17 protein-coding genes are annotated in these 12,883 nt (G+C 55.5%); 5 read left to right on the forward strand and 12 right to left on the reverse strand.

Annotated features, from left to right (window positions below; genetic code table 11):
• Positions 1-165 precede the first annotated feature (165 nt).
• A complete protein-coding gene (locus tag IEI95_RS28645; protein WP_012654253.1) occupies positions 166-939 on the reverse strand; it encodes a Crp/Fnr family transcriptional regulator in 774 nt (257 codons plus the stop codon).
• Positions 940-1,080: 141 nt separating this feature from the next.
• Here IEI95_RS28645 and IEI95_RS28650 point away from each other — a divergent pair, with 141 nt between their 5' ends.
• A complete protein-coding gene (locus IEI95_RS28650) occupies positions 1,081-1,509 on the forward strand; it encodes a response regulator (RefSeq protein WP_194417266.1) in 429 nt (142 codons plus the stop codon).
• Between the two features lie 50 nt (positions 1,510-1,559).
• Here IEI95_RS28650 and IEI95_RS28655 read toward each other — a convergent pair whose 3' ends face one another.
• Positions 1,560-2,126 (reverse strand): RNA polymerase sigma factor, encoded by a 567-nt coding sequence (locus tag IEI95_RS28655; RefSeq protein WP_012654255.1) that lies wholly within the window; start codon positions 2,124-2,126, stop codon positions 1,560-1,562.
• Entirely contained in the window at positions 2,123-2,338 is a 216-nt protein-coding gene (locus IEI95_RS28660) for a NepR family anti-sigma factor (RefSeq protein ID WP_070167055.1), read from the reverse strand. The genes IEI95_RS28655 and IEI95_RS28660 overlap by 4 nt, the downstream gene beginning before the upstream one ends.
• Before the next feature lie 419 nt (positions 2,339-2,757).
• Here IEI95_RS28660 and IEI95_RS28665 point away from each other — a divergent pair, with 419 nt between their 5' ends.
• Entirely contained in the window at positions 2,758-2,922 is a 165-nt protein-coding gene (locus IEI95_RS28665; protein ID WP_012654256.1) for a DUF1328 domain-containing protein, read from the forward strand.
• Between the two features lie 141 nt (positions 2,923-3,063).
• Here IEI95_RS28665 and IEI95_RS28670 read toward each other — a convergent pair whose 3' ends face one another.
• From IEI95_RS28670 to IEI95_RS28685, 4 genes are all read right to left on the reverse strand, one after another.
• Positions 3,064-3,378, reverse strand: coding sequence for a hypothetical protein (locus IEI95_RS28670; protein ID WP_194417267.1), 315 nt, complete (start codon positions 3,376-3,378; stop codon positions 3,064-3,066).
• Positions 3,379-3,539: 161 nt separating this feature from the next.
• Entirely contained in the window at positions 3,540-4,607 is a 1,068-nt protein-coding gene (locus tag IEI95_RS28675; protein ID WP_194417268.1) for a putative zinc-binding metallopeptidase, read from the reverse strand.
• 254 nt (positions 4,608-4,861) lie between these two features.
• Positions 4,862-5,857, reverse strand: coding sequence for a sensor histidine kinase (locus IEI95_RS28680; protein ID WP_071203295.1), 996 nt, complete (start codon positions 5,855-5,857; stop codon positions 4,862-4,864).
• Between the two features lie 177 nt (positions 5,858-6,034).
• On the reverse strand, positions 6,035-6,829 hold the full coding sequence (locus tag IEI95_RS28685) for a response regulator (protein ID WP_012654260.1): 795 nt from the start codon (positions 6,827-6,829) through the stop codon (positions 6,035-6,037).
• A 751-nt stretch (positions 6,830-7,580) separates the two neighbouring features.
• Between IEI95_RS28685 and IEI95_RS28690 the strand changes: the two genes are divergently transcribed.
• Positions 7,581-7,775: a NepR family anti-sigma factor gene (locus IEI95_RS28690; protein ID WP_049777363.1), complete on the forward strand. Its 195-nt coding sequence runs from the start codon at positions 7,581-7,583 to the stop codon at positions 7,773-7,775.
• A gap of 135 nt (positions 7,776-7,910) precedes the next feature.
• Here the strand turns inward: IEI95_RS28690 and IEI95_RS28695 are convergent, their stop codons facing one another.
• The 3 genes from IEI95_RS28695 to IEI95_RS28705 all read right to left on the reverse strand — a co-directional run bounded on the left by IEI95_RS28695 (position 7,911) and on the right by IEI95_RS28705 (position 9,271).
• A complete protein-coding gene (locus IEI95_RS28695) occupies positions 7,911-8,423 on the reverse strand; it encodes a Dps family protein (protein WP_012654262.1) in 513 nt (170 codons plus the stop codon).
• 110 nt (positions 8,424-8,533) lie between these two features.
• Positions 8,534-8,968, reverse strand: coding sequence for a hypothetical protein (locus tag IEI95_RS28700; RefSeq protein WP_156535740.1), 435 nt, complete (start codon positions 8,966-8,968; stop codon positions 8,534-8,536).
• Positions 8,969-8,971: 3 nt separating this feature from the next.
• The gene (locus IEI95_RS28705; protein ID WP_156535741.1) at positions 8,972-9,271 is read right to left on the reverse strand and encodes an ElaB/YgaM/YqjD family protein; all 300 of its coding nucleotides are present in this window, start codon (positions 9,269-9,271) and stop codon (positions 8,972-8,974) included.
• 287 nt (positions 9,272-9,558) lie between these two features.
• On the opposite strand from IEI95_RS28705, the gene IEI95_RS28710 reads away from it, so the two are divergent.
• Positions 9,559-9,756: a CsbD family protein gene (locus IEI95_RS28710; protein WP_060716888.1), complete on the forward strand. Its 198-nt coding sequence runs from the start codon at positions 9,559-9,561 to the stop codon at positions 9,754-9,756.
• A 96-nt stretch (positions 9,757-9,852) separates the two neighbouring features.
• On the opposite strand, the gene IEI95_RS28715 is transcribed toward IEI95_RS28710, so the two are convergent.
• Positions 9,853-11,469, reverse strand: a complete 1,617-nt coding sequence (locus tag IEI95_RS28715) for a cisplatin damage response ATP-dependent DNA ligase (protein WP_156538581.1) — start codon at positions 11,467-11,469, stop codon at positions 9,853-9,855.
• Complete coding sequence (locus IEI95_RS28720) at positions 11,469-12,479, reverse strand: ligase-associated DNA damage response exonuclease (protein WP_194417388.1); 1,011 nt, start codon at positions 12,477-12,479, stop codon at positions 11,469-11,471. The genes IEI95_RS28715 and IEI95_RS28720 overlap by 1 nt, the downstream gene beginning before the upstream one ends.
• A 149-nt stretch (positions 12,480-12,628) precedes the next feature.
• Between IEI95_RS28720 and IEI95_RS28725 the strand changes: the two genes are divergently transcribed.
• Entirely contained in the window at positions 12,629-12,865 is a 237-nt protein-coding gene (locus IEI95_RS28725; protein ID WP_012654268.1) for an Lrp/AsnC ligand binding domain-containing protein, read from the forward strand.
• Positions 12,866-12,883 lie beyond the last annotated feature (18 nt).

The following is a 12,883-nucleotide window of genomic DNA, read 5'->3' on the forward strand; positions in this document are numbered from 1 at the left end:
AATAGACTTGCCTTATCCTGCGTCCTTCGGCGTGGGAGAAGATGCCCGTTCCTTGCCCCCCAAGGCGGGCGAAGCCGAAGTCCGCCGGATCTCCAGCTGACGGACTTCGGTTTCTTTATGAGAAACGGCAGATAGTGTATCGATTGATCTCAACAAAAATGCCGCTCATATAAATGGACGGCGCATGACGCCATCGGGCGTCCAGTTTGCGGCAGCCTGAAGACCGGCGCTGTCGAGGATCTCGCACCCACGGTCCAGCCAGCGGATCAGGCCACGGGCGGTCAGCTTTTTCAATGTCTTGTTGGTGTGAACGATCGAAAGGCCGAGCGTGTCGGCAACATGGACCTGGGTGATTGGCAAATAGGGTTTCTCCGCGTCGATGAGCCCAGCCACCCGGCCGCGATCATCCAGGAAAGCCAGCAGATAGGCAGCGCGTTCCAGTGCGGTGCGCCGGCCAATGCTGATCAGATGATCGTCCAGCATGCTTTCTTCGCGTGACGCAATCCAGGTCAGGTCGTAGCCAAGGCCTGGATGTTTTTCGAAAAGAGAAAAAAGCCGCTCTCGCTCAAAGACGCAGAGCCGCATGGGTGTCAGCGCTTCGACGGAATGGGCCATTTCATCAAAAACCGCGCCCTGCAAACCGATCATATCACCCGGAACCACGTAATTCAGAATCTGCCTGCGACCATCCTCGAGGATTTTATAGCGAAATCCCCAGCCGGTCAGGGTTGTGTAAAGATGGGCGCTATGGCTGCCTTCAACAAGGATTGTCGTCCCCGCGTCAGCATGAAATTCACCCTTTCGGAACGCGCGAACGAACTCAAGTTCGCCGGGTGTAAACTCCCGGAAATGATCGTTGAGGCGGATGGGGCAGACCAGACAGGCCGTGTGAATTCCGTTCTTGAGCCGTTCTCCATGTCTTGCCGGTTCCTCTGGCATTCCGCCTCCTTATTTGCTTTTATTTTCAGTAAAGTATCAGGTGGAGCAAATGTTCCTGATTGAGGAGGGGTGACATGTCTTTTTTAAATGACCCGAAGCGATGAAGCACCGATAAGGGCTTTTAAGCAAAAAGGTTAATCAATGACTGAAAAACCGCTGCATGTACTCGTTGCTGAAAAGCAGGCCTTGATCGCGATCGAGATCGAGGTCGTGCTCACGGAAGTGGCAGGCGGCAAAATCACCGTTTGCCTCCCTCGCGATATGCCATTGAGATTGAGCGAAGCCCGCTATGATGTGGTGCTGATCGATGCGACCATCATGCCGGAGCAGAACCGTACGCGGTTCGATCTTATTCGAAGTCATAATGCCGGAGTGGTGTTTCTGACCTCCTTCGACGAGGTGCCTGGGTTTAGCCAGCCAGAACCTGGCTTTGCGCTCCTGACAAAGCCGTTTGACGAGCAACGGTTGCTGGCTGCGGTATTCGAAGCAGCAGCCAATCGAGATCCTATGGGTGCTGGTTTAGAGACAAAGATCGAGGGGAATGGCGCCGATCAGGGGCCAAGTACATGACAAGCAAATCTTCCGGTCGGCGCGACCCGCACGCTGACCGGAAGATGTCATTATACCGCGAATGCGCGTTTCGTTACCGCAGCGTCATGGGCGTCGGGTCCGAAATCACCTTCTCCGCTCACACCAAGAATCTCCTGCAGGCGGTTTCGCGCCCGGTTGATCCGGCTCTTGATGGTGCCGACGGCGCAACCGCAAATTTCCGCCGCTTCCTCATAGGCGAAACCGGAGGCACCCACCAGAATAATGGCTTCGCGCTGGTCGCTCGGCAGTTGATCGAGCGCCTTTTTGAAGTCCTGAAGGTCGAGCGAACCGTATTGCTGAGGATGAACAGCCAGCTGTGAGGTGAAAATGCCGTCAGGGTCCGAGACCTCGCGGCCGCGCTTGCGCATTTGCGAATAGAATTCGTTGCGCAGAATGGTGAACAACCAGGCTTTCATATTGGTGCCCGGTTCGAAATGATCCTGCTTTGCCCAGGCTTTCATGATCGTATCCTGGACAAGATCGTCCGCAACGTGGTGCCGCCCGGCCAGCGACACGGCAAACGCACGTAGATTGGGCAGGGCAGCCAGCATATCTCTCTTGAAGCCGCGATCATCCGATTGCTTTTCAAGGGTCATCGAGCAGTGTCCTTCCTGTCGCACTGTTTCCCCGCATTTTGTTCGGCGGCATCCAGACGCTCAAGCAAGTCCATGAAACGGTCCGGAATTCCCTCCTCCTGGACGGAATCATAGAATTGCCGGAGCTTGCTGCTGATCGTGCCGTGTGCCTCAGCCGGGATTCCCCCGGTTCCGTCCTCTCCTGCGTCACGATGATTATGCTGGTTGTTCATGATGTCTCTGACGGTTGATTTTAATGTCAGGCTTAACGGACCATATCTGAGAAGGTTCCGCTTCTCCCCGCATATTTTTTCTCCGGGTTCGTCTCTAGCGTCAGACATGAGGCAAGGAGGAAATTATGCTGAAAATATAACGTGTTAAATTGAAATGTCGCATATCGAGAACAAGATGTCGAGTGACAGCATTTCATCAAATTAAGGTGAAATGATAACGGTCCTCAATTGCCGGCTGTCGACGACAGCGATCTATGCACCCAGCTCGGTGTGCTGCGCTTTGGGCGGGCAAGACATTATCGAGAAGATCCAGACTGTCGCTAACCGGTTTGCGACAAAAAGTAACGTCTTGACGAGGTGGATGGAACTTTGGCCCCAGATTTTCGTTTCTAAATCAGTTGATAACGGAGTTCAAATCCATGCTGTATTATTCTCTCGTCTTTCTCGTCGTCGCTCTTATCGCCGCCGCATTGGGTTTTGGTGGTATTGCTGGCGCTTCGGCCGGTATTGCAAAGATCCTGTTCTTTGTCTTCATCGTGCTCTTCCTGATTTCGCTGGTGAGCCGTCTGTTCAGGCGCGCCTGATCCCTGCAAACTGGTAACAACGATAGGGCCCGGCAAATTGCCGGGCCCTATCGCGTTTTATCACCGGCCGGACGCACAGTGAGTGTGAAAAAGCTCACAATGCCCTCGGGTGTCCAGGGGCTTATGGATATCTGGAAGACTTTAGAAGCGGTTATTGTCCAAGGCCACAGCCTGCACTTGTCTTTGAGAACCGCCCTGGCTTTTCAACGCTTGCAGTTCGCGCGCCCCCATGATGGAGCGAATGCCGGTTTTTCCTGCAAGCAGGCTGGGTGCGACGGGAACACAATCCCCATACATCTTCAGGGCATAACCTTCCAGACGACGCAATTTCTCCGGCAGATCTGCCCGGCACAGGTTTGCATCGGCATAGTCGATCACGGCGACAGGCCGGTCTATGCAATCCGTTCGTTCGGGATGACAAGCAACAATCACCATTATTGCCGCAAAGCTCATCATGGCCAATCTCCTTACCCTCAAAAGGGTAACGGCCTTGCTATTCGCTTGTTCCTGATGGGGCTGGCGGGAGAAGGGCAACATGGGCATGCTGTCGCCAAAATATCACAGTGATCAGCTGCGCATACCCGGGGAACCCGATGGTTCCCCGGTGCAGGTCGATTTCAGAAGCCGGCGTTATGCGTGGCCCCATGAATGAGGTCGTGGATATATTGAAGTTTCACCAAGACGGGTTCCGACAGCACGAAGGGATAGAGATCCGGCTGGCCCATGCTGCGGTTGATACTGTTGACGGCGACAGTCAGCGGGACCCATGCATCGATCAGGGCTCTGACGCCATCCACTCTATAGGGGTCGAAATCGACTTTCACGGTGAGGTTTTGTTCATCGATGATCGGACGGGTGCGCAGGCCGAACGCGTAGGCCGTTTCCAGGGCATCGACAATATGGATGTAGTGAGCCCAGGTTTCGGCGAAATCTTCCCAGGGGTGGCTGGCGGCATAGGCGCTGATGAAGCTGCCCTCCCAACCCGGAACCGGTCCATTGGCATAATGCCGTTGCAGGGCTTCGCCATAATCTTCTTCGTCATTGCCGAAAATTACCCGGCATTGCTCGAGTTGGTTGCCGTCGCGCACCAGGACATTCCAGTAGTAATGACCCACTTCGTGGCGGAAATGGCCGATCAGGGTTCGAAACGGTTCGCCCAGCGCGACACGCCTTGCTTCGCGCTCCGCATCGGAACCCTCGGCGATATTCAGGGTGATCAGGCCGGAATCATGGCCGGTCATGACGGGCTGGCCGCCGGTGCGGGCTGAATCGTCTTCCAGGAACTCGAAGGCCAGTCCGTCCGGGGTCGCTTCGGTGCGCGTGACCAAAGGCAGGCCGAAGCGCTGGAGCGAATAAAACAGCACGTGTTTGGCATTTTCGATTTTGCGCCAGTTTTCGAGATTGTCGTTGCTGGAGAGATCAGGAATAACCAGATTATGGCGGCAGGCGAGGCAAAATTCCTCACCGTCCTCGACCAGCCAGTTGCAAGCGTCATGGCGCGCATTGGCGCAGAGCCGGATAAAGCCCTGCTGCGGCACGCCATCGATCAGCGCGGCATTGCTGGAATCAATGGCGATAAACCCGTTATCGGATGGGCGAAAACCCAACAGGGAATGGCATGACAAGCATTGGGTGTTATCGAAGAACACCATGTTTCTGCAATTGGAACAATTAAAGAGGCGCATCAGGGCTCCATGGCTCGCTCCTGCACAGTCGCTCGCAAACCGGAATAGTGTTGCGACAGGATTATGCAGCAGGTTTGAATTGTCTCGCAAGTGGACTTGCATCGTTTCCGACGCACCGTATTGCGGCGGGGTGCAGTGTCGCGGCGTGTAAACGCATTCGCATACACAAAGTCCGCACTCACGAAAGCCCGCACCCACAAAAGATTGGCGAGAGGAATAGGTTCCCTGCTCAGGGATTGTAGCGTGAAATACAGTTATTCATGCAGTTCGACTGGAAATGTCAGCTCATAATAGACGCTTTCCTTATCGAACCGGTGGACGACATGGCCGTTGACGGAAGCGGGCACAACACGTTCGAGCACCGTGCTGCCAAATCGTCCCCTGGCGCGTTCCAGATCCTCGCCAGACAGTGTTTCAATCGGCTCGTTCCAGGTCACCCGGATTTCCTCGCCATTGCGTGTCCATTGCTGATGACAGGCGACCTCGATTTTCTTGCGTTGGCTGATGAAATCGCCGTGGCTGACCGCGTTGACGATCAGCTCATGAAGGGCAAGCCCGATATGCAGGGAAGCATTGGGCGACAGCAGAACATTGTCACCGGACACCTGAACGAGATTTGCCGTTTCCGGCACGTATTTTTCCAATTGCTGGCGGACCAGATCCTGAAAATAAGCGCCGCGCCAACTGGAATCGGTAATCAGGTCCTGCGACATCGACAGTGCATGCAGCCTGCCGCGAAACTTGCCCAGAAACTGGTCTAGCGTCCCGGAATAACGGGCTGTCTGAAAAGCGATGCTTTGAATGATCGCCAGCAGGTTTTTCGAACGGTGGCTGACCTCACGCAAAAGCGCGCGTAATAGGCGTTCGCGGCGCTTTTCTTCGGTCCGGTCCACCAGGATCGTCATCATGCAGACCTCTTCCGGGCTGATGCGGATCATCCGGCAGCGAAATTCAAACACTGTATCGTCGCCCGGTTCGACATTCAGTTCCGCACCCTGGTCCGCCTCCACCAGCCCGGCTTTCAATTCCCGCAACTGGGCGCCAATTTCGGGTCCGAAAATCGAATCGTCACTGGGTTCTTCGCCATGGGCAAGCGGCCAACGCTGGGGCAGGGATGTAATGCAGATATAGCGCCCGTCCATGTCCTGAAGGGTCAGGCTTGCGCCAATATCCAGCAGGGCCGTGATAAAGAACTCACGCAAGGGCCTGTCAGCACGCTGCGGTTCGAACCATGTCAACCGATTTACCAAGTGCTTCTCTCCAGCGGCGGTAGCCCTCTTTCAAGGGCGCGCGGCATCCATGCGCCTGCATAGTTTCACCAACATCGCAATGACGATCCGTTTTATCCGGCGCCTCGTGCTTCGACGCTATCTCTTCATTGACTGCGATGCCAAACCGAACCGGTCCACAATCGCATGGTCCAGCCGTCAGGCATCCTGTTTGGCATGTTCGTTGAAGAACAGTGCCTGGCTGATCAGTGCCTTGACCATATCGGGATTGAACGGCTTGGTGACGAGAAACGCAGGTTCCGGCCGCTCGCCGGTCAGCAAACGTTCCGGGAAGGCGGTAATGAAGATCACCGGTACGGTATCCACCTTCAGGATATCATTGATGGCGTCGATGCCGGAGCTTCCATCGGCTAGCTGGATGTCGGCAAGTACCATTTTCGGGTTGGTCCGGCCGTAAAGCTCAACGGCTTCCTTGTGGGTCCGGGCAATGCCGGTGACGCGATGACCGAGATCTTCCACCATCTGCTCAATATCGAGCGCGATCAGCGGTTCGTCTTCGATGATCATGATATCGGTTGCCACCTGGCGGGAGATTTCCACGGCGGCCTGGTTGAACAGACCCCGGAAGTCGCTGTCGCTGACGCCGAGCACTTCCGCAGCTTCCTCATAGGTAAAGCCTTCGACTGAGATCAGCAGGAAGGCGTGGCGCTCACGCGGAGGAACGGCCAACAGATTAGACGCGGCCCGTTTTTCCCAGGCAAAAGGCGAGGTCATTGGCCGGATTTCGACATGGGTCGAGCCAAAAATCGTGACAAACAGTTTATAAAGCGAAACCCGATCACTGCTGGCTTCGGGATAGACCGAAAGATCGGCGATCAGAGCCTCCAGAACAGCGGCGACATAGGCGTCGCCCGATGTCTGCGAGCCCGTGACAGCTCGGGCATATCGCCTCAAATAAGGAATATGAGCAGCGACGCGGGTGGTAAGGGACATTCAGCTTCTCCAGTTTGCACGAATGCAGCATAAACTCGCTAGCAAACGCGGGGATCCAAAAAAAGTTCCAAATTTCGTCCGGCTATTTGCCCGATCCGTGCGGGGTGCCGGTCGATATCGATCCATTCTATCCGCTTCATGCCCTGCACTTATATTATCGTGCAAAGAGACCGATGTGTCCCCGTCTCCAAGAGATCGCAATATATCAAATCTGTCAAAGGCTTGAGATATTTGCAAAGGGTATGACGAGCGATCTTCGATGATTTTCGTCTTTATGGGCAAGGCAAACCACTGTCGCGAGACTGGGAAAAGAATGGGCAGGCGTTAAAATCAGATGATGCTCACGAGCTTATGCCAGTGGACCGGTGAAGTTCAAGACGCAAATCCTGCGGCAATCCTTTCCTGCCAAAATCATTGAAGGCTTTTCGGTCACTAGGGATAAAAGGGTTTTGATTCGACCAACAACCCCTGGATTTCTAGAATTGCTATAGATATCCACAGTGGTTTAAACAAGCAGCGATATTCATTCTGATGTTCAGGGTCAATGCATCGGATGCAGTTGATTTATATGTTCGAATGTTCGGATCTCTATTTGACAAAGATCAAGAAAGTCATACCCGGCATTGTGCTATTATCTTGTTTGTAACCGTCTTGGATACAAAAAACCAGGATTGCTCTTGCTGCGATCTATTTCTTGATAGAATGCATATCATATAACAAGCTCCCTCTCCAGGCCGCAGGCATTGACATCATGTCCGAAAAAAAGTCCTCGAAATCCGTCAAAGCTCCGGCAAAGCAGAGCCAGGCCAATGCCATGATCGCGGCGCGTTTGAAAACCTATTACGATGAGCTTGTCGAGGAGGGGACCCCGGATCACTTTCTGGACCTGCTGGAGAGGCTCGATGCTGCCGAGCAGGCGGCGAAGTCCAAGTCGGATAAAGCCTGAAACCGGTGTTTACGACACACGAGGTGACGGGAAATATAGAAAAAGCGTCATGTGTTTTGCAAATCACATGACGCTTTTGTTGTTCAAACCGGTCTTTTCGGTGAAACTGGCTCCGGCATTTTTCTGAAAATGCTCTTATGAAGCGATAATCGCCCGCAGCATCCACAATGCTTTTTCGTGGAAGGTCAGTCGCGCTGTCAGCATGTCTGATGTAACCAGATCGCCAGCTTCGTCGGCAGCCTCGCCGACCTCGCGCATCTGGCGCACGGCAGCCTCGTGGTCTGCGATCAGATCTTTGACCATGTCGATGGCGGCGTGATGCTGGGTCTCGCCAGTCTTTGGCGCGAAATTGCTGCTGCTTTGCAGGTTGACTGGGGCAAGATGCCCGAGGGCACGAATACGCTCGGCAATAATGTCGACGGCGGCAAACAGCGTGTTGTAATGCTCTTCCGTCAGTTCGTGGATCGGCTTGAACAGCGGACCAACCACATTCCAGTGATAGACCTGGGTCTTGATTGTCAGCGCATAAGTGGCTGCCAGGATTTTGGAGAGATCCTTGGACGCCTGCTCGCGGTATTTGTCTTCGAGACCGATGCTGATTTTTTCGTCGCGGGCTCTGGGCTTCAATACTTCTGCAACTTTGGCCATGGATTTGGTCCTTTCGGTTAAAAACAAGGCGACAAAGAACACCGCCGAAACAGGGCTCCGTCGTCGGTTGAGGTTATGACTGCACTTAACAACTGTTATTGGATTTGCCGTTACTTACGGCCGATCCCTTGGCTGCGCGCAAACAGATAGGCCAGCATGCCGACCGCCGCGACCCCGACGATCGGGTTGACCTTCAGCATTCCGGGCAAGCGTCCCATCAGGCCCATGGTCAGTGGATCGGTCGCTGCCAGCGTCGCGGTTTGAAGAAATGCCCGCCTGCGCGCCTCACGGCGATTGATGATGGAGACGACCGCTAGCGTGATCAGACCGATCAACACCGCGACGCCTGCAATCACCAGCCCGGCCGGACCTGCACCGATTTCAGCTGCCAGGAAGATCCAGCCGGACACGATGGCTGCGACGATGGCAATCAGAAAACAAAATCCGGCGATAGCGCCAGCGATGGCGTTGCGCCGAGCCTTGTCGATCCTGGGTTTCACGCCTTCTGCGGCCACCAGTGTCAGACGTGTGAGCAAACCGAACATTGATTAGCGCCGCGACAGCAGAGCGAAAATGAAGCCCAGACCAGCGGCAACCGCGACCGACTGCAAAGGCTTTGCCCGAATTTTATCTTCCAGATCCTGTTCAAGCGCGGAAACGCTGCTGCGTGCGGAGCTGATCGCATCCGATGCCTTGTCGCCGACCTGATGCAAGGTTGCACTGCCGAGGGAGGCGAGCGTGCTCGTCAGCGAGGCAACGTCCTGCTTGAGCTGCTCGATCTGTGCTTCGAGTTCCTTGGACCGTGCTTCTGCTTCCACATCGTTGACGGCTTCATTGATATCGACCATGGACGAACTCCTTCTGGATTTTAAGGCTGCGCAAACCGTTATCCCGTCTGCGGCGCGAACTCTATCAACAAACGTTGCTCAGGCCCAAGGGTTCCATTTTTCAACTATTTTCGGATCGCCTATCTTGCATGGGATGATTGTGTTGACCCCTGTGCAGCCGCGCCCGATCACCATAATTGGAACCTTCCAGATTGCATGGCGTTAATCTCATGCTACCATGCTCGCACCGCTGATATTTGATGGCGGCACGGGCTTCTTGAAATCGCCAATCGGAAGAGGAGACCGCGATGAACTGGAACCGTGTTGAAGGCAATTGGGAACAATTCAAAGGCAAGGCCCAGGCGCAATGGGGCAAGCTGACCGGCGATGACCTGGATGTTATTGCTGGTAATCGCAAACAATTGAGCGGCAAATTGCAGGAACTCTATGGAAAAGGCCAGGATGAGGCCGACCGAGAGATCGACGATTGGGTCAAACGCCACTAATATACCCTAACCGCAGTCTGGCGACATGATGTCGTCTTGCGGGTGCGGCGCTGGAAACCATGATGGTTCTGGCGCCGCTTTTTTATGACGTTATGGTCATGCTGGCAGCATATGCAGCAGCGTTTCCAGGCGGTCAGCATGACGCGGAAGTTTGTCGCTCCGTAACCGCGAAATCCGGGGAAAGCGCATGGCGACGCCGGATTTGTGCCGGGTGGACCGGTTCAGCCCTTCAAACGCCACCTCCACCACGAAGCCATGATCCGGCTCGGCGCGGATCGAGCGGACTGGTCCGAACCGGTCGATGGTGTTGTTGCGCACATATTTATCGAGAATCTCCAGCTCCTGATCGGTAAAGCCGAAATAGGCCTTACCCACCGGCACCAGCTGGTCGCCACCATCAGGCATCTGCATCCAGACCCCGAAGGTAAAATCGGAATAATAGCTGGAGCGCTTGCCATGGCCGCGCTGCGCATACATCAGCACCGCATCCACATTCAGCGGCTGCTTTTTCCACTTGAACCACGGCCCTTTGGCGCGTCCCGCCTGGTAGATGCTGTCGCGGCGCTTGATCATCACCCCTTCGATGACCGGATCGGGCGGGGCGTGTCGCAGCGCGTCCAGCTCGTCCCAGCTGGAAAAAGCAATCAGCGGCGAGAGATCGAAGCGCGTGGCCGGGGCTTTTTCGACAATCTCTGCAAGCAACCCCCGGCGTGCCTCATAGCCGAGGTTTCGCACATCCTGATCGCCGGTAAACAACAGATCATAGGCACGGATAAAGGCCGGGTAATCGCTGAGCATTTTCGTCGTGACGCTCTTGCGGTTCAACCGTTGCTGAAGATCGGAAAAGCTGCGGGTCGACTGGTTGGAGCGGGCGGTGCCGCCGACCAGCAATTCGCCATCAATCACCCCATCGAAATTCGCTGCGGCAACAATATCGGGAAAAGCTCCCGAAATATCGTCGCCGGAGCGGGAATAGAGCCGACAGGTGTCCCCATGGCGCGAAAGCTGCACCCGGATACCGTCCCATTTCCACTCGGCGGCATAATCGGCGGGATCGAGACCATCCAGATCACCATTGCCGACCGGATTGGACAGCATGACCGAATGAAAGATTGCCGGTGTCGCCAGCACAGGCTTGTCGGCTCCGTCCTGGAGCCAGGCAAACAGGCTCTCATAGGGTGGCTCCAGCCCATGCCAGAGCGTCTCGATCTCCCCGACATCCTTGCCCGACATGTCGGAAAGCGCCTGTTTGGCAAGCCTTGCCGAAACCCCGATCCGCAAGCCGCCGGTCGCAAGTTTGAGAAAGGCGAACCGGCCTGACGTGTCGAGTTGGTCGAGCAGATCGCGCACGGCGCCTCGCACCTGGGTACGACTGAGCGATTGCATGAGGGCCACGACCTCGCCAAGGCTCGGTTCGGCAATCTCGGCCTTTTCGCCGCGGTCCTGGTCCCAGACCAGCGAAATGGTTTCGGCGAGGTCGCCGACATAATCATAGGAATAACCGAAGAGAACCGGGTCCATCCGCTCCAGCACCAGGTCTTTCAGGAGGGCTGGCTTGACTGTTTTCAGATCAAGCGTTCCGGCCAGAACGCCCAGCGCATAGCCCCGGTCCGGGTCCGGCACGCTTGAAAAATAATCGGCCAGTAGCTTGAGCTTGCCATTGCGGCTCGGGGTCAGGACGAGGCGGTCGAGAAGGGTGGCAAAGGCACGCATCAATCGCCCTCGTCTTCATAGCCAACCAGATGCAGCGGCTTGGCGGCAATACCGTTCAACTCGCACCAGCGCACCAGCGCCTCTTCGCGCCCATGCGTGACCCAGACGGCACCGGGTTGCAATTCGCTAATCGTCTCGATCAGTTCCGGCCAGTCGCAATGGTCGGATATGACCAGCGGCAATTCGACTCCGCGCTGCTTGGCCCTTTGGCGCACCATCATCCAGCCAGAAGCGAAAATCGGCAATGGGTCGTGAAAACGCCGCGCCCAGCGATCGGCAAAAGCTGAAGGCGGTCCAATGACGATGGCACCCTCGAAATGGCTGGAACCACCGTTTTCCACCGTTGCGGGGCGCAATTCGCCCAGCTCTATGCCCTGGCTCTGGTAATAGTCGCAGAGCTTGGCGAGCGCACCATGAATATAGATCGGTTTGTCATAGCCCGCCTGGCGGATCAGCGAGATCACCCTCTGCGCCTTGCCCAGCGCATAGGCTCCGACCAGATGGCTGCGCTGCGGAAACTGTTCCAGCGACCGTAAAAGCTTGCCGATTTCCAGCGCCGGATCGGGATGGTGAAAGACCGGCAGCGCAAAGGTTGCCTCAGTGATGAACACATCGCAAGGCACCGGCACGAAGGCCGCACAGGTGGCATCTGGCCGGCGTTTGTAGTCGCCGGAAACAACGATACGTGTTCCCCCGCACTCAATAGAAATCTGCGCCGAACCCAGAACATGACCTGCCGGATGAAAGCCGACGGCAACGCCGTCCAGCGTGACGGTTTCCCCAAAATCGACCGCCTGCGAAGATCCGGCAAAGTCCGCGCCGTAGCGCAACGCCATGATGTCAAGCGTTTGCCGTGTGGCCAATACTTTATCATGACCGGCACGAGCATGGTCGGAATGGCCATGGGTGATCAGCGCCCGCGCCACCGGCCTTACCGGATCGACATAGAAATCGCCGATCGGGCAATAGAGACCGGCAGGAGTGGGATAAAGCAGGGCCTCGGGCTTGATCATGATGCTAAAATAGGGCGGGAGGTGCAAGAAGTGTAGGGGATTGCAGGATGACACCCCACTTGCATTTGCGGTATCGAATAGAAAAAGTGTAGGCACTACCTGCGCGGCCTACAGATCTTTTGACCACTATATCAGGACCAATTTCCATGAAACCGATTTTCGTTCAGCTGCAATGTGTTCCCGGCAAGACCTATGAGGTGGCCGATGCGATCTATAAGGCGGAGATCGTCTCAGAACTTTATTCCACCTCGGGCGAATATGATCTGCTGATGAAGGTCTATATCGAGGATGGGCAGGACGTTGGCAAATTCGTCAACGAACAGATTTCGGCCGTACCCGGCGTGGTCCGTTCGCTGACGACAATGACGTTTACCGCTTTCTAAGCGTCATCAGGCGAAGCC

Source organism: Agrobacterium vitis, assembly GCF_014926405.1.
Lineage (GTDB): Bacteria > Pseudomonadota > Alphaproteobacteria > Rhizobiales > Rhizobiaceae > Allorhizobium > Allorhizobium vitis_H.

What these genes read in the sequence shown, in the direction of transcription:
- IEI95_RS28710 (WP_060716888.1), top strand. Translation starts at nt 9,559, where the DNA reads ATGAACTGGAACCGTGTTGAAGGCAATTGGGAACAATTCAAAGGCAAG.
- IEI95_RS28705 (WP_156535741.1), bottom strand. Translation starts at nt 9,271, where the DNA reads ATGGTCGATATCAATGAAGCCGTCAACGATGTGGAAGCAGAAGCACGG.
- IEI95_RS28685 (WP_012654260.1), bottom strand. Translation starts at nt 6,829, where the DNA reads ATGTCCCTTACCACCCGCGTCGCTGCTCATATTCCTTATTTGAGGCGA.
- IEI95_RS28645 (WP_012654253.1), bottom strand. Translation starts at nt 939, where the DNA reads ATGCCAGAGGAACCGGCAAGACATGGAGAACGGCTCAAGAACGGAATT.
- IEI95_RS28725 (WP_012654268.1), top strand. Translation starts at nt 12,629, where the DNA reads ATGAAACCGATTTTCGTTCAGCTGCAATGTGTTCCCGGCAAGACCTAT.
- IEI95_RS28690 (WP_049777363.1), top strand. Translation starts at nt 7,581, where the DNA reads ATGTCCGAAAAAAAGTCCTCGAAATCCGTCAAAGCTCCGGCAAAGCAG.
- IEI95_RS28655 (WP_012654255.1), bottom strand. Translation starts at nt 2,126, where the DNA reads ATGACCCTTGAAAAGCAATCGGATGATCGCGGCTTCAAGAGAGATATG.
- IEI95_RS28660 (WP_070167055.1), bottom strand. Translation starts at nt 2,338, where the DNA reads ATGAACAACCAGCATAATCATCGTGACGCAGGAGAGGACGGAACCGGG.
- IEI95_RS28650 (WP_194417266.1), top strand. Translation starts at nt 1,081, where the DNA reads ATGACTGAAAAACCGCTGCATGTACTCGTTGCTGAAAAGCAGGCCTTG.
- IEI95_RS28670 (WP_194417267.1), bottom strand. Translation starts at nt 3,378, where the DNA reads ATGATGAGCTTTGCGGCAATAATGGTGATTGTTGCTTGTCATCCCGAA.
- IEI95_RS28715 (WP_156538581.1), bottom strand. Translation starts at nt 11,469, where the DNA reads ATGCGTGCCTTTGCCACCCTTCTCGACCGCCTCGTCCTGACCCCGAGC.
- IEI95_RS28665 (WP_012654256.1), top strand. Translation starts at nt 2,758, where the DNA reads ATGCTGTATTATTCTCTCGTCTTTCTCGTCGTCGCTCTTATCGCCGCC.
- IEI95_RS28695 (WP_012654262.1), bottom strand. Translation starts at nt 8,423, where the DNA reads ATGGCCAAAGTTGCAGAAGTATTGAAGCCCAGAGCCCGCGACGAAAAA.
- IEI95_RS28675 (WP_194417268.1), bottom strand. Translation starts at nt 4,607, where the DNA reads ATGCGCCTCTTTAATTGTTCCAATTGCAGAAACATGGTGTTCTTCGAT.
- IEI95_RS28700 (WP_156535740.1), bottom strand. Translation starts at nt 8,968, where the DNA reads ATGTTCGGTTTGCTCACACGTCTGACACTGGTGGCCGCAGAAGGCGTG.